Below are 22,933 nucleotides of genomic sequence, written 5' to 3' on the forward strand. Positions count from 1 at the left end.
GGTCGATCCCCCGCGGCACCCCGATCACCGGCTGCACCTGCGGGTTCCGGGCGACCGCCAGCGCGGCGGCGCTGGAGAACAACTCCAGGTGGCGCCGCACCTCCTGCGCGCGGCTGCCGGGGAAGAGCGCCAGAACGGGCCGGTGCGGGTCCAGCCCGTTGCGGCGGGCCCACACGTCGCGCAGCAGCGCGGGGTGCGGCCGGTCCAGCAGCGGGTGGCCCACGAAGGTGGCGTTCACACCGGCGCTCTTGAGGAACGCCTCCTCGAACGGGAGCACCACGGCCACGCGGTCGGCGTCGCGCGCCAGGTCGCGCACCCGGCTCTTGTGCCACGCCCACACCTGCGGCGCGATGTAGTACAGCACGGGCGTCCCGCGGCCGCGCGCGTGCTTCGCCAGCCGCAGGTTGAAGCCGGGATAATCGATGGGGATGACGAGATCCACCCGCTCGGCCTCGAGCGCGGCGTGCACCCGCCTGGTCAGGTCGCGGAAGAAGGGGAGATGGCGGATCACCTCCACGAAGCCCATCACCGCCAGCTGCTCCAGCCGGGCGAGCAGCTCGACGCCCTCGCGCTCCATCCGCGCGCCACCCAGGCCGATCAGCCGGGCGGACGGGAAGCGCTGGCGGAGCGCGCGGGCCAGCGCGGCGCCGTGCAGGTCGCCGCTCTCCTCGCCCGCGGAGATGAAGATCACGGGCGAATGCGAAGAGGGCGCGCTCACCGGCCCGCCTGCGACGTGCGCAGGAGCCAGTAGATCGCGCCCAGGATCACCAGCAGCAGCAGCACCAGGCGGATCGGCGAGGGCGGCTTCGGGGTCGTGCCCCACCGCCCCGGCCTACGCCGCTCCGGCCACGGCGAGAGCATGGTCCTCGATCTTCTCCATGATGCGCAGCGCCACGGCCAGCGCGTCGCGGCCGTCGCGCCCGCTCACCACCAGCGGCCCCTCGCCGCGCACCGCGGCGATCCACGCCTGCAGCTCGCTGGTCAGCGCGTCGGTGCCGTCGCCCTTCAGCTCCACGCGCTCCACCACGTTCATCAGCGACAGCAGCGAGACGTCGCCCTCGGGAAGGGTCGCCCCCTTCTTCAGCCGCAGGAACTCGCCCGTCCCCTTGGCCAGGTCCAGGGAGATGTACCCCGAGCGCTGGAAGAAGCGGATCTTCCGCATCCGCTCCATCGACACGCGGCTGGCGGTGATGTTGGCCACCGCGCCGCCCTCGAACACCAGCCGCGCGTTGGCGATGTCGGCGTTCCCCGTCAGCACGCCGACCCCGACGGCATCCACCGTCTCCACCGGCCGGCGGACGAGGCCCAGGAGAAGGTCGATGTCGTGGATCATCAGGTCGAGTACGACCGCGACGTCCGTCCCCCGCGGCCCGAACGGCGCCAGGCGGTGCGATTCGACGAAGCGCGGGTCCTCGAGATGGTCCTCCACCGCCCGCAGCGCGCCGTTGAAGCGCTCCACGTGCCCCGTCGCCACCACGAGCTTCTGCTCCTCCGCGCGCTCGACGATCGTGTTCGCCTCCTCGACGGACGTGGCGATGGGCTTCTCGATCAGCAGGTGCACGCCGGCGTCGAGCGCGGCCAGCGCCACCTCGGCGTGCGCCGTCGTGGGCACGGCGATCACCGCCGCGTCGACGGCGTCCAGCAGCGCCTCGCGGCTGTCGAACGCCTTCACCCCCAGCTCGGCGGAGACGGCGGCCGCGCGCGCGGGATCGGCATCGTAGATCCCCATCATCTCCGCCCCCGCGATCCCGCGGAGGATGCGCGCGTGGTGGAACCCGAGCGAACCGGCCCCGATCACCCCCACCCGCGTCGCGCTCACGCCGCACCTCCGGCGAAGGCGGGCGACCGGGAGGACGATGTCATCCTGAGGGAGGCGCCGCGCCGAACCGTCGTACGAGCCGAATCCCGGCGCCGACCGAAGGATCCAGCCTGCCCCGCGGAAATGCTTGCGACGAACATCGAGCCAGGCCGAGTAGATCCTTCGGGCGCGGCAGGATTCGTCGAGGACGAGAGATCGGCCGCCCGCGCCCTCAGGATGACACTCGCGGAGTGTCGCGCCCAGCAGGGAGCCGGGAGCCGTCCCCCCCTGTCTCCTGTCCCCTGTCCCCTGTTCCCTGCGGTCACACCTGCACCCCGCGCTCGGTGTTCTCGAAGAAGGAGAGGAAGACCTCTACCTCGGGGAGGGCGCGCAGCTCCTCGCGGGCGCGCGCCAGCGCCTGCGCCACGTTGTGGTTCGACGCGAAGAACAGGCGGTACGCGCGCTTCAGCTCGCGCCGCACCTCCTCGGGGAAGCCGCGCCGCTGCAGGCCCACGGAGTTCAGCCCGTAGAGCTCCATCGGGCTCCCCGCCGCCTTCACGTACGGGGGGACGTCCTTCGCCACGCGCGTGGCCCCGCCCACGAAGGCGTGCGCGCCGATGCGCACGAACTGGTGGATCGGGGTCAGCCCGCCCACGATGGCCCAGTCACCGATGGTCACGTGCCCCGCCATGTTCACGGCGTTCGACAGGATCACGTGGTTCCCCAAGCGGCAGTCGTGCGCCACGTGGGTGTAGGCCATCAGCATGCAGTCGCTGCCCACGGAGGTGATCCCGCTGGCCGCCGTCCCCCGGTTCAGCGTGGCGTACTCGCGGATCACCGTGCGGTCGCCGACCACGAGGATCGTGGGCTCGCCCATGTACTTCAGGTCCTGGGGATCGGTCCCCAGCACCGCGCCCTGGCTGATGGTGCACTCCTCGCCCACCGTGGTGTCGCGCTCGATCAGCACGTGGCTGCCGATGCGCGTCCGCGCGCCCACGCGGACCCCGGGGCCGATGATGGAGTACGGGCCGACCACCACGCCCGGCGCCAGGTCGGCGGAGGCGTCGATGATCGCGGTCGGGTGGATCTCCGGCACGGCGGCCGTGGCAGGAATCGTCATGGTCTCTCTCACCGGTCCACCACGCGGGCCATCATCTCCGCCTCGGCCACCACGTTGCCGTCCACGCGGCCCACGCCCTTCATCCGGCAGGTGGCGCCGCGGATCTGCAGCACCTCCACCTCGAAGCGGATCTGGTCGCCCGGGATCACCGGCCGCCTCCATTTCACGTTGTCCAGCGACATGAAGTAGACGACCTTGTCGTCCAGGTTCTCCATCTGCTCCAGCACCAGCAGCCCGCCCACCTGCGCCATCGCCTCGATGATCAGCACCCCCGGCATCACCGGCCGGCCGGGGAAGTGCCCCACGAAGAACGGCTCGTTGATGGTCACGTTCTTCAGCCCCACGATGCGCTTGCGCTCCTCGAACTCGATCACCCGGTCCACCAGCAGGAACGGGTAGCGATGGGGGAGATACTGGAAGATCTGCTCGATCGACAGCATCGGGCGCGTGTTCTTCCGCCGCTCGTGCCGCTCGACCAGCTCCTTCGCCAGGGCCACGTTCCCCTTGTGCCCCGGCTTCTCGGCCACCACGTGCGCGTTCAGCCGCGCGCCGACCAGGGCGAGATCTCCCACCACGTCGAGCGCCTTGTGCCGCACGAACTCGTCGGGGAAGCGCAGCGCCATCCCGCCCACGATCCCGCCGTCGTCGCCCAGCACCACCGCGTTCTGCGCGGTGCCGCCCTGCGCCAGCCCGCGCGAGTACAGCTCCTCCACCTCGCGCTCGAAGCAGAAGGTGCGCGCCGGCGCCATCTCGCGCGCGAACGAGCCGTCGTCCACGCGGAAGCTGGCGTACTGCCGGCCCACCGCGGGGTGGTCGAACTCGATCGTGGTGGACAGGCGGTATCCCTGCGACGGGGCCACCACGTACTCCGCCGCCCCCTTCGTCACCGAGAAGGTCTCGTCCACGGTGATGAACTTGGCCGGCGCGTCCTGCTCCTCCAGCCCGCACGCCGCCAGCGCCGCGTCGAACCCCTGCGAGGAGCCGTCCATCGCCGGCGGCTCGGGGCCGTCGAGCTCGATCACCACGTTGTCGACCTGGCGGGCCACCACGGCGGCCAGGAGATGCTCCACGGTGTGCACCTTGGCGTCGCCGGAGCCGATGGTCGTCCCCCGGTCGGTGGAGCTGACGTTGCCGACCAGCGCGGCGATCTCCGGCGCTCCCTCCACGTCGGCGCGGCGGAAGACCACGCCGGTGTTCACGGCGGCGGGAAGGAGCCGCATCCGCACCGGCACCCCGGTGTGCAGCCCCACCCCCTCCAGCGCGCCCTCGCGGGCGATGGTGTTCTGTCTGGGCGTCGTCGCCATCTATCTCGTTCGTCGAATGACGATTCGTGGACTCGAAACGTTACGAGCCCGCGGCGCTCTTCCCGAACACCGCGCGCTCGATCTCCTTCACCCGCTTCATCAGCTCCGGCAGCTTGAAGGTGGCCGCCTGCACCCGCAGCGCCTCGCGGTGCGGCCGCGCGGGATAGCCCGAGACCGTCTCGCCCGGCGCCACGCTGGCCGTGACCCCCGCCTGCGCGCCGATCCGCGCGCCGGCGCCCACCTCGATGTGCCCCTGGAACCCGCTCTGCCCGCCCAGCACCGCGCCGTCGCCGACCTTCGTCGACCCCGAGATCCCCGCCTGCGAGACGATGATCACGCTGCGGCCGATGCGGCAGTTGTGCCCGATCTGGACGAGGTTGTCGATCTTGGTCCCCCGCCCCACCACCGTGTCGCCGATCGAGCCGCGGTCGATGGTGGTGTTGGCGCCCACCTCCACGTCGGCCTCGATGCGGCACCCGCCCACCTGCGGCACCTTCACCAGCCGGCCGTCCTCGGGAACGAAGCCGAAGCCGTCGGAGCCCAGCCGCGCGCCCGAGTGGATCACCGTGCGCTCGCCCACGCTCACCCCGTCGTACAGCGTCACGTGGGGATGGATCAGCGCGTCCGCGTCGACCCGGCAGCGCCGCCCCACCACCACGTGCGCGCCGATCCGCGCCCGCGGCCCGACGATCGTCCCCGCGCCGATCACCGCGTAGGCGCCGACCGTGGCGGTGGGGTCGATCTCCGCGCCGTCCGTCACCGCGGTGGGATGGACGCCGGCGGGCGGGCGGTCCTCGGGATAGAGCGCGGCCAGGATGCGGGCGAGCGCGCGGCGCGGGTCGTCGACCCGTACCACGGTTCGGCCCGCGACCGGGGCGTCCGAGCCGCGGGCCACCAGCAGCGCACCGGCTTGCGAGGACTGAATGTACGGGAAGTAGCGGGGCTCGGCAACGAACGAAAGCTCGCCCGGGCCCGCCTCGTCCAGCGGCTTCACCCCCGTGAGCGGCAGGGCCGGATCGCCCTCCACCTCCCCCCCGGCGATGCGCGCCAGCTCCGCCACCGTCAGCTCGGCCATCTCACCTGAGTGCAGACGTTGTGATCAACAGATTGAAACTGCGAACAGCCGGATCTGGGCGTGTCCCCCGCTGCGCGGGGGCCGGGCTGCGCGCGCGGTAGGGCACGATACAACTGTGCCCAACCGCGCCGGGCCACCGCCGCGCCCCGCATCCGCGCGGATCGTCGGCGAGGGTGCACGCGCGGCGGCGTCCCGGCCCTCCGGGCGCGCATCCCTCACGCAAGTGCCCGTCCCACGCTGAGTTCTCCCCTCCCCTGCGCAGCGGGGGAGGGGCCGGGGGAGGGGCCAGCCGGGCGGGCAGGATGCTTCTCCTCCCGCGCAGATGGCCGCCCGGCTACCTCTCCCGGTACGGGAGAGGTGGCGAGCCTAAGCGAGCCGGAGAGGGCGCGATCCCACGCCACCACACCGAATTCCGTCTCGCGACGCCCCTCCCGCTGTCCCGTGTCCCCCGTCCCCTGTCCCTGTAACCTGTCCCTATCCCCCTGCCGTCCCCAAACACCGAAGGCGCCCGCGACCCCTCTCGGGTCGCGGGCGCCTTCAGTTTAGCCCGGCATCGCGCCGCGGCGCAAACGCCTTGGGGCGCCGGCCCTTACGGGCGTGGAGCCGCGGGCGGGGCGGCCGGCGGGGCCGCGGCGCCGCCGCGCAGGCGCTGCAGCACGCGGTCGGTCAGGTCCAGCGACGGGTCGACCACGATGATCGCGTCCTGCGAGCTGTCGATGATCATGGTGAACCCGCCCTCGCGGCGCAGCGTCTCGATCGACTGGCGGATCTGGTTCATGATCGGCGCCACCAGCTGCTGCTGCCGCTGCGCCGCCTGCTCCTGCGCCTGCTGCGCGCGCTGCTGGTACGCGGCGAACTGCTGCTGCAGCTGCTGCTGGCGCTGGTCGCGCGCCTGCTGGCTGAGCGTGGCCGACTGCTGCTGGAACTGCTGCTGCTGCGCGCCCAGCGACTGCTCCAGCGAGTCCAGCGGTGCGCGCAGGCGGCCCAGCTCGCCCTGCAGCGTCTGCTGCGCCTGCTGCAGCGCCGGCGTCTCGGCCAGGATCCGCTGCGAGTTCACGAACCCGATCTTCAGCCCCGCCTGCGCCGCAGCCGGGGCCGCCCCCAGCACCAGCGCCATGGCCGCGCCCATCACGCCCGCCGACAGAATACGCTTCATTCGCCCATCTCCATTCGAGGTAAGGTGTGGTGTGGCCGCTGGTCCGGCCGTCGTCAGAACCCGGTGCCCAGCTTGAAGTGGACCTCCCAGCCCGGGTCGGGCCGGTCGAACCCGTACGCCGCATCCACCCCGATGGCACCCAGGAACGGGGTGACGATGGTGCCGCCCACGCCGGCGCTGCGGAACATCCGCGTGGGGTCGAACTCGCGCACGTCGCTGTACACGTTGCCGGCGTCGCCGAACACGTGCACGCTCAGCATGTCGTTCAGCCGCACCGCGTAGGTGGCACTCAGCGTCACGAAGCTGTCGCCCAGGCAGTCGGTGGTCAGCTGGCTGTGGCAGGCCTGCGAGTAGCCGCGCGGCCCGATGGTGTACTCCTGGTAGCCGCGCAGCGGCTCGCCCTGCTGCACGCCGCCCACGAAGAAGCGCTCGAAGGGAAAGCGGCTCACGTCGCCGAACACGGTGCCGGCGCGCACGTTCAGCCCCAGCGTCAGCCGGATCGGGTGCGTCCCCGCGCCGATCTGCCCCATGGGGACCCACCACTCGGCCTCGGTCAGCAGCTTCTGGAAGTTGCCGTCGCCGCCCACCGGGCCGCCCGTCTGCTCCACCGTCACCGACTGCCGCGTTCCCCCCGTGGGGAAGAGCGGGTGGTTCTTGGTGTCGCGCACCAGGCCCAGCGAAAGGCTGCTCGCCGTGGCCGCCGGAAGGCAGAACACGTTGGTGGAGAGCCCCGCGCAGGGGTCGTCGAACGCCGTGTACTTGGTCCGCGACAGGGTGTAGCCGAAGAACGCCCGCGTCCGCGTGAACCAGGGGACGGGGACGCCGAACTGGATGCTCCCGCCGGTGCGCAGCCGCCGCCCGTTGTTGGTCTGCACGAAGCGGTCGCCCATGCGGAAGAGCGAGATCGTTCCCGAGGTGCGGCTCCCGGCGATGGCCGGGTCGGTGTAGCTGGCCTCGAAGGTGCTGCGCCCGTAGCCGTACTCGGCGCGCAGCGACGCGCTCTTCCCCTGCCCGAACAGGTTCGGCTGCTGGTAGCCCAGGAACCCGCTGACCCCGCCGCCGCGGCCCGCGTAGCCGCCGCCGATCACGGTGCCGAAGTTGATGTTCCCGGTCTGCTTCTCCTTCACGTGGAAGGTGATGTCCACCACGCCCGAGTCGGGCACCGCGTGGATGTCGGGCACCGGCATCGGCGTCTCGAAGAAGCCCAGGCCGCTGATGGCCTGGTAGCTCTGCATCAGCCGCTGCTCGTCGTACACGTCGCCCGGGATCACCCACAGCCGGTCGCGCAGCACCTGCTCGTGCGTGGTGCTGTTCCCCTCGAAGGCGATGTGGCGGATGTAGAAGGGCTGCCGCTCGCTGACCGCGATGGTGGCGTTGACCGTGGGCTCGCCCCCGTTCTGCGCGGGAACGCGCTCCACCACCGGCTGCACCTGCGCGTACAGGTATCCCTCGTTGCGGTACATCTGCTGGATCTGCTCGGCCGCCGCGTCCAGCGCGCCGCGGTCGAACACCTCGCCGGTGATCCGCTGGCTCGTCCCCCCGACGGGGAGGCCGAGGACGGAGCGGTGCTGCTCCAGGAACAGCTTCTCCAGCGCGTCGTGCGGGAAGTGGCTGGCGCCCTCGATGCTGAACTCGCCCAGCCGGTAGCGCGGGCCCTCGCTGACCTCCACCACCAGCCGCGCCTTCCCGCTGGCCGGGTCCACGATCAGCGTGTCCGACAGCACGGCGAAGTCGATGTAGCCGCGGTCGGCGTAGAAGCCGGGGAGCGACTGGCGCAGGTCGGTCTCGAAGGCCTCGCGGTCGAACTTGCCGGAGCGGAACCACCAGAAGCCCTCGGGGCGCACCTTCATGGCCCCCGTCAGCTGCTCGTCGGTGAACGCCTGGTTCCCCCGGAAGTCCATCTCGGCCACGGTCAGCCGGTTCCCCTCCTTCACGTCGAACACCAGCCGGTAGCCTTCCGCCGGGTTCGTCATCGGCACCAGCGAGGTGTCGATCGACACCACCTCGATCCCCTTCCTGGCCAGCTCGTCGCGGATGCGCGCCTCCACGTCCATCACCCGCTGCGGGTTGAGCGGCGCGCCCTCGCGCAGGTGCGACGAGTCGCGCACGGCGGTGCCGTTCAGGCTCTTCAGCCCGCGGAACTCCACCTGGGCCACGTAGGGGCGCTCGGTCACCTGCAGGGTCACGATCCCGTGCCCCGGCTGGGTCTCGCGCACCAGCACGTCGGCGCTGGCGTAGGCCTGGCTGGCCATCAGCCGGCGGATGGCCGACTGCACCTGCACCGCGGTGACCGTGTTGCGCGGGTGAATCCCCGCGGTGGAGCGCACCGACGCGGCGGGAACGCGCGCGTTGCCGCGCACCTCCACGCTGTCGACGATCAGCCCCTGCTGCTGCGGGGGCTGGGCGGCGGGCGCGGGGGTGTCCTGGGCGTGGGCGGCGCGCGGAAGCGCGGCGGCGGCGAGCATGAACGAGAGGAGGGCCGCCGCGGCGGCCCCTCCCCGGTTGAGGTCTGCGTGCACTGCGGCTCGTGGTCTAGGTGGTCGTGGTCGTCGACTGCTTGCTGAGGACGCGGAAGGCCAGCCCCTGGCGGTCTTCGCCCACCGTGACCTCGATCTCGTCGCCCGGCGCGTACTCGGCCAGCAGGATCTTCTCCGACAGCGGGTCTTCCAGGTAGCGCTGGATGGCCCGGCGGATCGGACGGGCGCCGAACTTCTCGTCGTACCCGTTCTCGATCAGGAAGTCGATGGCATCGTCCGACAGCCGGATCCCGATCTCCTCCTCCTTCAGCCGCTTCTCCACGTCGGCCAGGAGGTTGTGGATGATCTGCCCGATCTGCTCGCGGGTCAGCGGGTGGAAGATGATCGAGTCGTCCAGCCGGTTCAGGAACTCGGGGTTGAACGCGCGCTCGATCTCCTCCTTCACCTTCTCCTCCATCCGGTCGAACGTGCTCTTCGCGTCGGGAGAGTGGAAGCCCAGCCCCTTCCCCTTCCCGATGTCGCGCGCGCCCAGGTTGGAGGTCATGATGATGACCGTGTTCTTGAAGTCGATCACCCGGCCGTAGTTGTCCGTCAGGTGCCCCTCGTCCAGCACCTGCAGGAGGATGTTGAACACGTCGGGGTGCGCCTTCTCGATCTCGTCCAGCAGCACCACGCTGTAGGGCTTGCGCCGCACGGCCTTGGTGAGCGTTCCCGAGTCTTCGTAGCCCACGTACCCCGGAGGGGCGCCGATGAGCCGCGACACCGAGAACTTCTCCATGTACTCGCTCATGTCCACGCGGATCAGCGCGTTGCGGTCCGCGAACAGGAACTCGGCCAGCGCCCGGGCCAGCTCGGTCTTCCCGACACCGGTGGGCCCGGCGAAGATGAACGAGCCGATCGGCCGGCGCGGGTCCTTGAGCCCCGCGCGGCTGCGGCGGATGGCCTTGGAGATGGCCTGGATGGCCCGGTCCTGGCCCACCACGCGCTTGTGGAGCTCGCCCTCCATGTTCACCAGGCGCGCGCTCTCCGCCTGCTTCAGGCGCGTCACGGGGATCCCCGTCCAGCGGCTGACGATGAAGGCCACGTCCTCCTCGGAAAGGGTGGGGCGGTTGGTCCGCCGCTCCTCTTCCCACGCCTTCTCGCGCTCCTGGATGCGGCGCTGCAGCTCGCGCTCGTGGTCGCGCAGCTCGGCGGCGCGCTCGAAGTCCTGGTCGCGGATGGCCTCGTCCTTCTTCTGCCCGACGCGCTCCATCTCCTGCTTCAGGTCGTTCACGTCGGCCGGCGGCACCTGCGTGGCCAGCCGCGCGCGCGCCCCGGCCTCGTCGATCACGTCGATCGCCTTGTCCGGCAGGAAGCGGTCGGTGATGTAGCGCTCGGAGAGCTTCACCGCGGCCTCGATCACCTCGTCGGTGATGTGCACCCGGTGGTGGTCCTCGTAGTGCTGGCGCAGCCCCTTCACGATCTCGATGGCCTCCTCGACGCTCGGCGGGTCGACCGCCACGGTCTGGAAGCGCCGCTCCAGCGCGCCGTCCTTCTCGATGTACTTGCGGTACTCGTTCAGCGTGCTGGCGCCCACGCACTGCAGCTCGCCGCGGGCCAGCGCCGGCTTCAGCATGTTGCTGGCGTCGATGGCGCCCTCGGCCGCGCCCGCGCCGACCAGGGTGTGCAGCTCGTCGATGAAGAGGATGATGTTCTTGTTCTGGCTGATCTCGTTCATCACCGCCTTCAGCCGCTCCTCGAACTGCCCGCGGTACTTGGTGCCGGCGATCACGGCGGCCATGTCGAGCGCCAGCACGCGGTGGTCGCGCAGGCTCTCCGGGCACTTCCCCTCGGCGATCAGCTGGGCCAGCCCCTCGACGATGGCGGTCTTGCCCACGCCGGGCTCGCCGATCAGCACCGGGTTGTTCTTCTTGCGGCGAGAGAGGATCTCCATCACCCGCTCGATCTCCTCGGCGCGGCCGATGGTGGGATCGAGCTCGTTCTGGCGCGCCAGCTCGGTCAGGTCGCGGCAGAAGTGGTCGAGCGCCGGGGTCTTGCTCTTCTTCTCGCCCTTGGGGGTGGAGGAGGAGCCGCCGATGGCGCCCGCGCTGGTCTGCGGCGCGGCGCTGGGCTCGCTCCCCAGGAGCTTGAGCGTCTCGCGGCGGGCGTCCTCGAGGGAAACGCCCAGCTGCCCCAGCACCTCGGCGGCGATCCCCTTCTCCTCGCGCAGGAGCCCCAGGAGGAGGTGCTCGGTGCCCACGTAGCTGTGGTTGAGCTCGCGCGCCTCGGCCATGGCGAACTCCAGCACCTTCTTCGCCCGGCTCGTGTAGGGGAGCTCGCCCAGGGCGATGGTGGCCTTCCCGCGGCGGACGCTCTCCTCGACCTTCTCCTGCACCTGCTCCAGGTCGACGGCCAGGTTGTTCAGCACGGCCGCGGCCACGCCCTCGCCCTCGCGGATCAGGCCCAGGAGGATGTGCTCGGTGCCGACGTAATCGTGCTGCAGGCGGATGGCCTCCTCGCGGGCCATCGCGAGCACTTTGCGCACGCGGTCGGTGAAGTTGTAGTTCATGGTCTGACTGGCCTCCGGGACCTGCGGCGTGATCGTTGTTCTTCGGGGCGCTCGCGCGCGCTATCTGCACACAAGGGGCCATCGCTGGAACGATCCGTGGCGATGCATCCCCAACGTTTTTCAGGACAATGGGTTAGGTCGGGCGGGGCGGCCGGGGATCCCGGAAAAAATCCCGGGGCGGCGGCGGTCCCGTGCCGATTCGGCCGGGCGCGGCGCAGCGTGGCAGTACGGCCGTCCCGGCCCGCTCCGTCCGGCGGGCTCACGTCACCTGCGCGATCCGTGGAATCTGCCGTCCCCATACCCCGGTTCCCTCCGTGAAGATCCGTGGCCCGGGCGCCCGCGCGGCCCTTCGCGGCCACGGCTGACTCGCGGCGCACCCGCAGAAAATCCACCGGCGCCGGAAGCCGGCGCGAGGGGAATTCACTCCGGATCGCGGCGAGGCGGCGGGTCGGGAAAAGCCCCCGGGGACGCGGCCCGCAGGGCTCTCCCGCGTCCGCGCCGCCGTCTCCACGCGTCACGCCGAGTCGACCGGGTCGGCCGCCAGCGCCTGGCGCACGTACGCCGCCCGCGTCACGTCCATCTCGTCCGCGCCGCCGCCGTTCACCAGCTCCAGGTGCGCGGCCTGGGCAAAGATCATGATGCGGTTGAGGGTGTAGACGCGCACGCCGGGGATCAGGTCCAGCCCCACGCCCAGGCGCACGCCGGAAAGGAGGTTCATCACCTCCTCGAACGAGGTGCTGCGGGCGTGGCGGAGGAGGCCGTAGGCGCGCCACACCTTGTCCTCGATCACCGTGCGCGCGTCGCGCAGGAGGACGGCGCGGGCCTGCGCCTCGTACTGCACCACCTGCTGCACGATGCGCTGCAGGTGGTCGATCAGGTCTTCCTCCGTCTTCCCCAGCGTGGTCTGGTTGGAGATCTGGAAGAAGTTGCCCACGACCTCCGACCCTTCGCCGTACAGCCCGCGGAAGGTGAGCCCCACCTGGCTGATCCCCTGCAGCACCTTGCCGATCTCCTGCGTCAGCACCAGCCCGGGGAGGTGCATCAGCACCGAGGCGCGCAGCCCCGTGCCCACGTTGGTGGGGCAGGAGGTGAGGTAGCCGAACTCGGTGTGGAAGGCGTACTGCAGGTGCCCGCCCAGCTCGTCGTCCAGCCGCTCGATGTTGCGCCACGCGTCGCGCAGGCGGAACCCGCCCACGAGCGACTGGAGGCGCAGGTGGTCCTCCTCGTTCACCATCACGCTCACCGAGTCCGCCGGCGCCAGCAGGAGCGCGGCGTCGGAGTGCGGCGCCCCGCCCTCGCCGCCGATCAACTCGCGCGAGACCAGGTGGCGCTCCAGCAGCAGCTGCCGTGCGGTGGCCTCGAGGCGGGGGATGACCAGCCGGGTGGCGCCGCGCAGCGCCTGCGTCTGCTCGGCGGCGCCGGTGGCCAGGCGCAGCACCTCCGCCCGGTCGGCGCCGTCGGCGCGCAGCCCGAAGCGGAACCCCTGGAGGTTGCGCGCCAGGCGGATGCGGGTGGACAGGACGATGTCGGCGTGGGGGCCCTCGGCCTGCAGCCACTCCAGCCCCGCCTCGGGGTCGCCGGGAAGAAGCGTCCTGGACATCTACGGTTTGGTGTTCGGCATAGCTTGGGAGTCCTGAGTCCTAGGTCCTGAGTCCTAAGTCCTAGGTCCTAAGTCCTGAGTTTGAGTCCCGGGTCCGGAGTCCGAGACCCACGCAGAACCACTTAGGACTTAGGACACAGGACCTGGGACTTCTTCTTCACGGTTGCGCTTCCAGCCGCCGGATCTGGTCGCGGAGCGAGGCGGCGCGCTCGAAGTCTTCCTCGTCCACGGCGCGCTGCAGCGAGCGGCGGAGCGAGGTCGCGCGGGCGGTGCGGTCCATCTCCGTGGGGTCGGGCGGGAGGTAGACCTTGCCCACGTGCTGGGTGCCGCCGTGCAGCTTGCGCAGCAGCCCCTTGAGCGACGGCTCGAACACGGCCCAGCAGCGCGCGCACCCCAGGCGGCCGGTGCGCTTGAAGTCGGCCAGCGTCAGCCCGCAGCCGGGGCAGGCGCCGCCCGCGGGAAGCGACTCGCCGGCGATGGCCTTTCCCATCTGCGCCAGGAAGTCGGCCAGCGGCGCCGTTCCCGCCGTGCCCGTTCCCGGATCGAGCCCCAACGCGGCCGCGCACGACTCGCACAGGTGGCGGGTCGTGGTCTCGTTGTTCTGGATCTGGGTGAAGTGGATCGCCGCCTCGTTCTTGCCGCAGCGGTCGCAGGGCGTAGCCATCGGTTCGCTTCCTTCTATTCCAGCAGCCCGGGCTCGGGCCCGTGGGCCGGCTCCAGGTGCCCGGCATGCAGCCGCAGCACCCGGCCGGCGCGCGCGGCCAGCGCCAGGTCGTGCGTCACCAGCACCAGCGCCGCGCCCTCGTCGCGGCACACCCGGAAGAACTCGTCGTGCATCGCCTCGGCCGTCTCGGGGTCCAGGTTCCCCGACGGCTCGTCGGCCAGCAGCACCAGCGGGCGATTCGCCAGCGCCCTGGCCACCGCCACGCGCTGCTGCTCGCCGCCGGAGAGCTGCGCCGGCTTGTGGGTGATCCGCTCCTCCAGCCCCACGCTGGCCAGCAGCTCGCGCGCGCGGTCCCTCGCGTCCCGTTTCAAGACGCCGGCGATCAGCTGCGGCATCATCACGTTCTCCAGCGCGGTGAACTCGCGCAGGAGGTGGTGGAACTGGAAGACGAAGCCGATGCTCCCGCTTCGTACCCTCGCCAGCTGCTCCTCGTTCATGGCGCCCAGGTCGGCCCCGCCCACGCGCACCACCCCCTCGTTGGGGAGGTCGAGGCCACCCAGGACGTGCAGGAGCGTGCTCTTTCCCGAGCCGCTGCGGCCGATCACGGAGACCGCCTCGCCGCGCGCGACGTCCAGGTCCACGCCGGCCAGGACGGTCAGCGTGCGCCCGTCGCCGCCCACGTAGCGCTTGTGCACGCCGCGCGCGGAGACCGCGATCTCCGCCGGCACCGGGGCCGGGACTGGCGTCTCCAGCGGATGCAGTGCGCGCGCCTCGTCCAGCGCGATGCGCTCGGCGGGGCTACTCATGCCGGATCGCCTCCACCGGCGTGAGCCGCGCGGCCTGCATGGCGGGATAGATGGTGGCCACGAACGAGATCAGCACCGTCGCCAGGAGGATGGTGAGCACGTCCCACGGATCGCTGCGCACGGGGAGGTGGCTCACGAAGTAGATCTCGCCGGGGATGCGGATCAGGTGGTAGCGGTCGATCAGCCAGTTCAGGATCAATCCCCCGCCGCCGCCCAGCAGCGAGCCCACCACGCCGATCACCAGCCCCTGGAACATGAAGATGGCCAGCACGCGGCGCGCGGTCAGCCCCATCGACTTCAGGATCCCGATCTCGCGCGTCTTGTCCGTCACCACCATCACCAGCGTGGAGACGATGTTGAAGGCCGCGACGACGACGATGAGGAGGAGGATGAGCTCCATCGCCAGCTTCTCCAGCTTCAGCGCGGAGAAGAGCGCGGCGTTCATCGTCTTCCAGTCGTCGGTGCGGTAGGGGAGGCCGAGCTGTTCGTTGATGCGGTGCGCCACCTCCGTGGCCCGCATGGGGTCGGGGACGCGCACCTCGATCCCCGACACGGCGCTCCCCAGCCCCGTCAGGTCCTGCGCGGCGGGGATGGAGGTGTACATGAACTTGTTGTCGTACTCGTACATCCCCGTGCGGAACGTGCCCGTGACCTCGAACTGCCGCAGCTTGGGCATCAGCCCGCCCACGGCCGAGACGTGCGCGTTCTGGAAGGAGATGACCACCAGCGTGTCGCCCGGCAGCACGCTGGCGCGCATGGCCAGCGCCTCGCCCAGCACGATGGGCGGCAGCCCGCTGCGCGTGCGCGCCGGCAGCATGTCGTGCTTGCGGATGTTGGCGCCGATGTCGGTGACCGTCGGCCCCGGGCGGTAGGCATCGACGCCGCGCAGGATGGCCGCCTCGGAGTAGTTGGCGCGGTTGCGGATCCCCACCTCGGTGTGCACGAACGGCCCGGCGGCGCTCACGCCCCTGACGCGCTTCACCTTCGCCAGCGCGTCCTCCCAGTCGTCCATGCGCATGGTCTCGCCGTACGTCATCACCCAGATGTGGGGATTGACGCCGAGGATCTTGTCGCGCAGGTCCTGCTGCAGCCCCGTCATCACGGCGATGACGACGATCAGCGCCATCACCCCCACCGTCACCCCGCCGATGGCGATGAGGGTGATGAGCGAGAGGAAGCGCGTCCCCCGCCGCGACGCCAGGTAGCGCCGGCCGATGAACCATTCCAGGCTCATCGGACTCCAGGGGACAGGGGACAGGGGACAGGAGACAGCAAGCCAGTCGTTAGCATGGCAGGCTGTAACCTGTTCCAACGACTTCGTTCCCGGGGAAGTGCCCAGTGCCCAGTGCCCAGTGCCCGGTAACTGCCGAGCGCGTCACTGGGCACTGGGCACTTGGCACTGGGCACTTTCAGTACACCGGGCACTCCGGCGCAGCCGCCCATCATTCCTCCGGCCGCATCGTGGGGAACAGGATCACGTCGCGGATCGACGGCTGGCCGGACAGGATCATACAAAGCCGGTCCACGCCCATCCCGAACCCGCCGGTGGGCGGCATCCCGTACTCCAGCGCGCGCAGGAAGTCCTCGTCCAGCTGCTGCGCCTCGTCGTCGCCCTGCTCGCGCAGGCGCAGCTGGGCCTCGAAGCGGCCGCGCTGGTCGATGGGGTCGTTCAGCTCGCTGTACGCGTTGCACAGCTCCTTCCCCGCGACGATCAGCTCGAAGCGCTCGGTCAGCTCCGGGTTGCCGCGCTTCGGCTTGGCCAGCGGGCTCATCTCCCGCGGATAGTCGGTGATGAAGGTGGGCTGGATCAGCTTCGGCTCCACCAGCTCGCCGAACAGCTCGTCGATCAGCTTCCCCCGCCCCAGCCTGGCCGCCTCGGCGGGGTCCATCCCCAGGGCGATCACGCGCGCGCGCATCTCCGCCTCGCCCTCGCGCTCCACGTCGATGCCGCCCACCTCGCGCAGCGATTCGTACATCGACATGCGCGGGAACGGTGGGGTGAAGCGGATCTCGTTCCCCATGAAGCTCACCGGGCGGTCGCCCACGACCTCGCGGACGACGTAGCCGAGCATCTCCTCGGTGAAGTCCATCACCGCCTGGTAGTCGAAGTAGGCGGCGTAGAACTCCAGCATGGTGAACTCGGGGTTGTGGAAGCGGTCGATCCCCTCGTTGCGGAAGTCCTTGGAGATCTCGTAGACGCGCTCCATCCCCCCCACGATCAGCCGCTTGAGGTACAGCTCGTCGGCGATGCGCAGGTACAGGTCCATCCCCAGCGTGTTGTGCCGGGTGACGAACGGCCGGGCCGCCGCGCCGCCGTAGACGGCCTGCAGGATCGGCGTCTCCACCTCGATGAAGCCGCGCTCGTCGAGGAAGCGCCGCAGCGCCGTGACCACCCGCGCGCGGAAGACGAACACGTCGCGCACTTCCGGATTGACGGCGAGGTCGGCGTAGCGCTGGCGGTAGCGCGCCTGCACGTCGGTGAAGCCGGAGTAGACGCGCCGCTCGCCGGTCTCGGGATCGGTCTCCTCCTTCCCGAGCGGCAGCGGGCGCAGCGACTTGGAAAGGAGCTGGAAGGCGCGCACGCGCAGCGACACCTCGCCCGTGCGGGTGCGGAAGAGCGTGCCCTCCGCGCCCACCCAGTCGCCCAGGTCGACCAGGTCCAGCAGCTCGTACGCGTCGCCCAGCTCGTTGACGCGGAAGTAGAGCTGCACCTTCCCCGTGCGGTCGGCCAGGTGCGCGAAGGTGCTCTTCCCCATCACGCGCTTGCTGACGATGCGCCCGGCGAGGCGGACGACCTCCTCCGGCCCGTCCCCCGCCGCGTCGCCCTTCGCCTCCTCCCAGCGCTTGAAGAGGGCGACGGCATCGGCCGCGGCGTGCGTGGACTCGTAGCGATAGGCGTACGGCTCGATGCCGCGCTCGCGCAGCCGCTCCAGCTTCGCCAGCCGGTCGGCCATCACGCGGTCGTCGCCGCCCGCCGCCTCGATCGTCTCCCCCCGGATCTCGTCCATCCCGATCGTCATCTGCGCTTGCCGCTCGTGTATTCTGACCGCCGATGTATCGCCACCGACAACGGGGTCCTCCTGAGGTCGGCGCCGCACCGACTTCGCGTCCGCGCGAATGCCCGGCGCCGACCGAAGGATCTGGTTGACCCGCGGACATGCCCGCCCGTCACACGGATCTCGTGGCGGGGCAAGTAGATCCTTCGGGCGCGCCGAGCATCGCCATGGACCATGGTTCGTCGCGCGCGCCCTCAGGATGACACCGGTGTGGTGCGCTCTACCCGATCCTGCTGTCCCCTGGTTCCTATCCCCTTCACGCCGTGTGGACCGCGCCGTACTCGCGCAGGTAGGCGTGGATGAACGGGTCCACGTCGCCGTCCATCACCTTCTGCACGTCGGGGATCTTCAGCTCGGTGCGATGGTCGTTCACCATCGTGTACGGCTGGAAGACGTAGGAGCGGATCTGGCTGCCGAAGGCGATGTCGGTCTTGGTCGACTCGAGCTTGGCCTTCTCCTTCTCCTGCTCCTCGAGCGCGCGCTGGTAGAGCGCGGCCTTCAGCATCTTCATGGCCGTCGCGCGGTTCTTGTGCTGGCTGCGCTCCTGCTGGCAGGCCACCACGATCCCGCTGGGGAGGTGGCGCAGCCGCACGGCCGACGACGTCTTGTTCACGTGCTGCCCACCGGCGCCCGACGCGCGGTAGACCTCCATCTCGATGTCTTCGTCGCGCACCTCGATCTCGATGTTGTCGTCGACCACGGGGTAGACGAACACCGAGGCGAACGAGGTGTGGCGCCGCGCGTTGCTGTCGAACGGGCTGATGCGCACCAGGCGGTGCACGCCGCGCTCGGCCTTCAGGAAGCCGTACGCGTACTGCCCGCGGATCTCCAGCGTGGCGTCCTTGATCCCCGCCTCCTCGCCCTCCTGCCGGTCGAGCAGCTCCACCTCGAAGCCGTGGCGCTCGCCCCAGCGCTGGTACATGCGCAGGAGCATCTCGGCCCAGTCCTGGCTCTCCGTCCCCCCCGCGCCGGGGTGGATGGTGATGAGGGCGTCGCGGGTGTCGTCGGGCCCCTGCAGCATCATCCTGAGCTGCAGTTCCTCCAGCCGCGGATCGATCCCCTCGATGTCGGCCTGCACCTCGGCCAGCATCTCCGCGTCTTCCTCCATCTCCAGCAGGTCCAGCATCTCGCCCAGCGAGGTCACCCGGGCGTCCATCTCGCCCCAGGGCTCGGACCACTGCTTGATGGAGTTGGCCTCGTCGATGACCTCGCGCGCGGCACCCTGGTCGTTCCAGAACGCCGGCTCGGCCATGCGGGCCTCCAGCTGCCTCAGCCGCTCTTCCTTGCTGTCGAGGTCAAAGAAACCTCCTCAGCTCGGCGAGCCTTTCGCGGTACGTCTCCAGGGTGGAGCGCAGATCTTCGATCATGGGAATATCTCGGTGATCACGGGTTCGGATCGGCGGTGCACGGCCAAACGACAAGGGCCGCCCGGCTGCGGACGGCCCCGTATGGTACACCGCAAGAATACTACCGGGTCGCGTCGGACGGAAGTCCTGAGTCCTGAGTCCCAAGTCCTAAGTTGTTCGGTGGCGCAGCGGCTTGCTCGTCACGACCTCACTTAAGGACTCAGGACCTGGGACTTAGGACTTTCTTCAGAATACCGCCTGCCCCTTCGCCAGGATGTCGTTCAGCGCCTCGCGGAAGTACGGCGTCTTCTTCGCCATCTCCTGGCCCACCTGGGCAACGTACTCCTCCCAGCTCTTCTTGATCTCCTCGGTGAACTCGCGGCGCAGCGTTCCGTTGGCCAGCGCCTGGTCGCGCCGCTCGGGAAAGTACGTCACGATGTCGGAGACCAGCGCCCGCGCCAGCCGCCGCGCCTTCGACGCCGGATCGCTCGCGCCGAAAGGCGAGGGCGCGCGCGCGGCGGGAGCGGGGGACGGTGCCGGAGACGGCGTCGCCACAGGGTGCGGGCGCGGCGCCTCGGCGACGGGCGCGGGAGACGGAGCCGCGGTCGGAGTCACGACGGGCGTCGGGGTCGGAGCGGGGATCGGGGCCGGCGCCTCGGCCGCGGCGCCGTCAGGCGCGGGGACCTGGAACACGGCGCGGCAGATGGAGCAGCGCGCGCGCACGCCACCCGCGGGAACCTTGCGGGGATCCACCCGGAAAACGGTCTTGCAGCTCGTGCACTGAACGTTCATGAAACGGCCCGTGGGCTTGCAGAAACGGAGACGGCGATTGCCGGGGCGGGAAAGCTACGCGGCGCCCGGCTCCGGCGCCACCGCCGCCACCGCCTCGGGCCGCTGCGGCACGCCCTCGTGCGGCCCCGGCGCCGCCCCGCCGCCCGCCGCCGGGTCCAGCAGCTCCGAGGGATGCGGATCGGTGCGGCGGTCGACCACGTAGATGGACCCGGAGAAGGTCTTTGCGTACGCCTTCATCTCCGTGGCCAGCTCGCTGATCTGCGCGGTGTGCACGAAGCTGCGGTTCTCGTTCGTCACCACCCCGATCGACAGCGTCATCAGCGGCACCTGGTACACCTCGCCGCGCCGGTCCTTCCCCATGAAGAACCCCTGCTCGCGGTCCTCCTCGCTGTACTGCAGGGGGATCAGCTCGCTGAACACGCCGATCACCTCCTCGCAGCACACGCGGAAGTCCGCCAGCGGCGCGTTGAAGATGAAGTCGTCGCCGCCGATGTGGCCCACGAACGCCGCCGGGCTGTACGCGCGCACCACCTCGCGCAGGATCCGCGACAGGATCAGGATCACCCGGTCGCCGTGGATGTAGCCGTAGCGGTCGTTGAACTCCTTGAAGTGGTCGAGGTCGGCGTAGCACACCGCGAACTTCTCGCCGCTCCGCAGCCGCTCGGCGATGTCGCGCTGGATCTGCACCGTCCCCGGCAGCAGCGTGGTGGGATGCACGCCCACGTCACGCTCCGCCCGGGCCACCGCCATCCGCAGCCGCAGCAGGAACTCGCGCGCGCTCCCGCTCCCGTTCAGCACCTCGTCGGCGCCGCTCTCCAGCGCCGCCGCCACGATCTCGTCGCTCCCCTCCCCCGAGGCCAGGTACATCACGACGGGCACGACGGAGGTGAACGCCTCGCCCTTCATCTGCCGGCAGAGCGCCAGCGCCTGGTCGGCCGGCGCCGTGGCGTCCACCACCAGTGCCGCGGGGTAGGCGCGGCTGATGCGCACGGCAATCTCTTCGGGCCGCCGCACCTCCTGCACGGGGAACCCCTCGGCCGCGGCGAACTCGCGCACCGCTCCGGGCGCAGGGCGGCCGGTCGGCGAGTAGTGCAGGAGTACGCGCTGAGGCATCGGGCGGGGCCGGTGATGTGGATGGGGTGGTGGAAAAATGATATTCCGCGCGTAACCCCGTGTCAAACATACCGGAACACGTGGTACGGCGGAAACCGGGTCAGGCCAGCGGGCGGGCCTCGTCGATCAGCAGGATGGGGATGTTCTCGCGCACCTCGTAGCGCAGCCGGCAGCGCGGACACACCAGCGCCTCCTCCGGCTCCGTCTCGTGCGTCAGCTCGCCCTTGCATTTCGGGCACACCAGCAGGTCCAGCAGCCACTGCTCGATCACTTCCTCTGCTCCTCGGGAAGGGTGAACCCCAGCCGCTGCAGCTCCAGCGGGCTCTTGCGCCACTTCGGCAGCACCTTCACCCACAGGTCCAGGTAGACGGGAGAACCGACGAAGTCCTCCACCTTCATCCGCGCCGCCTGCCCCAGCCGCCGGATGGCGCTGCCGCCCGCGCCGATGAGGATCGCCTTCTGCGTGGGCCGCTCGACGAAGATCACCGCGCGGACGTACACCGGCGTGGCGGTCTCGCGGAACTCCTCGACCTTCACCGCCACGCTGTACGGCACCTCCTTCTCGTACAGCTCGAAGATGGTCTCGCGCACCAGCTCGGCCACGAAGAAGCGCACCGGCTGCGAGCTGACGTCGTCCTCGGGATAAAGGTATGGAGATTCGGGAAGGAGCGCGGCGATGCGTTCGCGCAGCGCCTCCACCCCCTCGCCCGTCTCCGCCGACGCCTCGGAGACGTCGGCGCCCAGCTGCCCGCGCGCCCACTCACGCACGGCGCGGCGGTCCGCATCCGAGGCCACGTCGATCTTGTTGGAGACGACGACGAACTGCGACGCCTCCTTCACCAGCGCCAGCACGTCGTCGCGGAACTGCGGCTCGCCGCGCGATGCGTCGATCAGCAGGAGCACCACGTCCGCGTCGCCGATCACCTCGGTGGCCTCGTGCATCATCGCGCGGTGCAGCAGGTACCGCGGATCCACCAGGCCGGGGGTGTCGATGAACACCATCTGCACGCCGTCGCGCGTGTCGATCCCCAGCACGCGCTCGCGCGTGGTTTGCGCCAGCGGGGTGACGATGCTGAGCTTCTTCTCCACCAGCCGGTTCATGAGCGACGACTTCCCCACGTTGGGGAAGCCGACCAGCGCCACGGTCCCGGCCTTCGTCGGCGGCTCTGCGTCCTTCGGCTGCGGCATGGCGCCAAAGCTATCGCGCGCGGGCATTTGCGACAACCGCGGGAGGCAACGATCACCACGACACCTGATCGACAAAACAGCAAATCTCACGCAGAGTCAGCAGGGTCAGCAGAGAGAAAACCGCAGTTCCTCTGCTGACCCTGCTGACTCTGCGTGAGATAAATCCTTTTCCAGATTCGAGATGGGGGCTGGATAACAGCAAACAGAAACAGCAACGCCCGCCTCGAAGTGAATCGAGGCGGGCGTTGCTGTATGGATTGGCCGGCGGCGCCGTACTCTCCCACCGGGTGGCCCCGGCAGTACCATCCGCGCAGCGGGTTTTCACTTCCGAGTTCGGGATGGGATCGGGTGGATCCCCCGCGCCATAGCCACCGGCCGTAAAAGCACCGGGCAAGGGGAAGAAGCCGTGTGTGTTCTGCGCCGGAAAAGCGCGAGTCACGCGCGTCCGGAATCGGGTGGACCGGTCAATCAGACCGATCAAGCCTCACGGGCCCTTAGTACGGCTCGGCTGTAGCGCTCGCGCGCCCTGCACCTGCCGCCTATCGACGTGGTGGTCTCCCACGGCCCTTCAGGGAGCTCTAGGCTCCGGGAAGATTCATCTCTGGAGGGGCTTCCCACTTAGATGCGTTCAGCGGTTATCCCGTCCCGACTTAGCTACCCGGCACTGCCGCTGGCGCGACAACCGGTACACCAGAGGTCGGTCCGTCCCGGTCCTCTCGTACTAGGGACGGCGTCCATCAATCTTCCAGCGCCCACGACGGATACAGACCGAACTGTCTCACGACGTTCTGAACCCAGCTCGCGTACCGCTTTAACCGGCGAACAGCCGGACCCTTGGGACCTTCTCCAGCCCCAGGATGCGATGAGCCGACATCGAGGTGCCAAACCGC

General features: G+C 70.1%; 18 protein-coding genes, 2 rRNA genes and 1 pseudogene. All 21 read right to left on the reverse strand.

Going from position 1 to position 22,933, the window contains the following annotated elements; genetic code table 11:
* A partial coding sequence (lpxB, locus tag VF092_01365) for a lipid-A-disaccharide synthase (GenBank protein ID HEX6745934.1) occupies positions 1–718 on the reverse strand: 718 nt, incomplete at its 3' end.
* On the reverse strand, positions 715–861 hold the full coding sequence (locus VF092_01370; GenBank protein HEX6745935.1) for a hypothetical protein: 147 nt from the start codon (positions 859–861) through the stop codon (positions 715–717). The genes lpxB and VF092_01370, both read right to left, overlap by 4 nt.
* Positions 833–1,819 carry a Gfo/Idh/MocA family oxidoreductase gene (locus VF092_01375; protein HEX6745936.1) on the reverse strand — a complete coding sequence of 329 codons (987 nt, stop codon included), beginning with the start codon at positions 1,817–1,819 and terminating at the stop codon, positions 833–835. Before VF092_01375 ends, VF092_01370 begins: the two co-directional genes overlap by 29 nt.
* 301 nt (positions 1,820–2,120) lie before the next feature.
* Positions 2,121–2,918: an acyl-ACP--UDP-N-acetylglucosamine O-acyltransferase gene (gene lpxA, locus VF092_01380; GenBank protein HEX6745937.1), complete on the reverse strand. Its 798-nt coding sequence runs from the start codon at positions 2,916–2,918 to the stop codon at positions 2,121–2,123.
* An 8-nt stretch (positions 2,919–2,926) separates the two neighbouring features.
* Positions 2,927–4,222: a bifunctional UDP-3-O-[3-hydroxymyristoyl] N-acetylglucosamine deacetylase/3-hydroxyacyl-ACP dehydratase gene (locus VF092_01385; GenBank protein HEX6745938.1), complete on the reverse strand. Its 1,296-nt coding sequence runs from the start codon at positions 4,220–4,222 to the stop codon at positions 2,927–2,929.
* Between the two features lie 40 nt (positions 4,223–4,262).
* Positions 4,263–5,297 (reverse strand): UDP-3-O-(3-hydroxymyristoyl)glucosamine N-acyltransferase, encoded by a 1,035-nt coding sequence (lpxD, locus tag VF092_01390; GenBank protein ID HEX6745939.1) that lies wholly within the window; start codon positions 5,295–5,297, stop codon positions 4,263–4,265.
* Between the two features lie 589 nt (positions 5,298–5,886).
* Positions 5,887–6,453 (reverse strand): OmpH family outer membrane protein, encoded by a 567-nt coding sequence (locus tag VF092_01395; GenBank protein HEX6745940.1) that lies wholly within the window; start codon positions 6,451–6,453, stop codon positions 5,887–5,889.
* A 53-nt stretch (positions 6,454–6,506) separates the two neighbouring features.
* Positions 6,507–8,972, reverse strand: a complete 2,466-nt coding sequence (gene bamA / locus VF092_01400) for an outer membrane protein assembly factor BamA (GenBank protein ID HEX6745941.1) — start codon at positions 8,970–8,972, stop codon at positions 6,507–6,509.
* A gap of 13 nt (positions 8,973–8,985) precedes the next feature.
* Positions 8,986–11,478, reverse strand: coding sequence for an ATP-dependent Clp protease ATP-binding subunit (locus tag VF092_01405; protein HEX6745942.1), 2,493 nt, complete (start codon positions 11,476–11,478; stop codon positions 8,986–8,988).
* A 514-nt stretch (positions 11,479–11,992) separates the two neighbouring features.
* Positions 11,993–13,078, reverse strand: a complete 1,086-nt coding sequence (locus tag VF092_01410) for a protein arginine kinase (protein HEX6745943.1) — start codon at positions 13,076–13,078, stop codon at positions 11,993–11,995.
* A gap of 157 nt (positions 13,079–13,235) precedes the next feature.
* Positions 13,236–13,742: a UvrB/UvrC motif-containing protein gene (locus VF092_01415; GenBank protein ID HEX6745944.1), complete on the reverse strand. Its 507-nt coding sequence runs from the start codon at positions 13,740–13,742 to the stop codon at positions 13,236–13,238.
* Positions 13,743–13,756: 14 nt separating this feature from the next.
* Positions 13,757–14,548 (reverse strand): ABC transporter ATP-binding protein, encoded by a 792-nt coding sequence (locus tag VF092_01420; protein ID HEX6745945.1) that lies wholly within the window; start codon positions 14,546–14,548, stop codon positions 13,757–13,759.
* Positions 14,541–15,782: an ABC transporter permease gene (locus tag VF092_01425; GenBank protein HEX6745946.1), complete on the reverse strand. Its 1,242-nt coding sequence runs from the start codon at positions 15,780–15,782 to the stop codon at positions 14,541–14,543. Before VF092_01425 ends, VF092_01420 begins: the two co-directional genes overlap by 8 nt.
* 208 nt (positions 15,783–15,990) lie before the next feature.
* Positions 15,991–17,568, reverse strand: a complete 1,578-nt coding sequence (gene lysS, locus VF092_01430) for a lysine--tRNA ligase (protein HEX6745947.1) — start codon at positions 17,566–17,568, stop codon at positions 15,991–15,993.
* A gap of 292 nt (positions 17,569–17,860) precedes the next feature.
* Positions 17,861–18,895, reverse strand: a pseudogene (gene prfB, locus VF092_01435) (peptide chain release factor 2).
* A gap of 301 nt (positions 18,896–19,196) precedes the next feature.
* Entirely contained in the window at positions 19,197–19,742 is a 546-nt protein-coding gene (locus VF092_01440) for a zinc-ribbon domain-containing protein (protein HEX6745948.1), read from the reverse strand.
* 54 nt (positions 19,743–19,796) lie between these two features.
* On the reverse strand, positions 19,797–20,855 hold the full coding sequence (locus VF092_01445; protein ID HEX6745949.1) for a diguanylate cyclase: 1,059 nt from the start codon (positions 20,853–20,855) through the stop codon (positions 19,797–19,799).
* A 100-nt stretch (positions 20,856–20,955) separates the two neighbouring features.
* Positions 20,956–21,126, reverse strand: coding sequence for a Trm112 family protein (locus tag VF092_01450; GenBank protein ID HEX6745950.1), 171 nt, complete (start codon positions 21,124–21,126; stop codon positions 20,956–20,958).
* Positions 21,123–22,043 (reverse strand): GTPase Era, encoded by a 921-nt coding sequence (gene era, locus VF092_01455; protein ID HEX6745951.1) that lies wholly within the window; start codon positions 22,041–22,043, stop codon positions 21,123–21,125. The genes VF092_01450 and era overlap by 4 nt, the downstream gene beginning before the upstream one ends.
* A 259-nt stretch (positions 22,044–22,302) precedes the next feature.
* A 5S ribosomal RNA gene (gene rrf / locus VF092_01460) occupies positions 22,303–22,419 on the reverse strand.
* Between the two features lie 97 nt (positions 22,420–22,516).
* Positions 22,517–22,933: ribosomal RNA gene (locus VF092_01465) — 23S ribosomal RNA — on the reverse strand; the annotation flags it as partial.

The sequence above is a fragment of the Longimicrobium sp. genome (assembly GCA_036377595.1).
Taxonomy (GTDB): Bacteria; Gemmatimonadota; Gemmatimonadetes; order Longimicrobiales; family Longimicrobiaceae; genus Longimicrobium.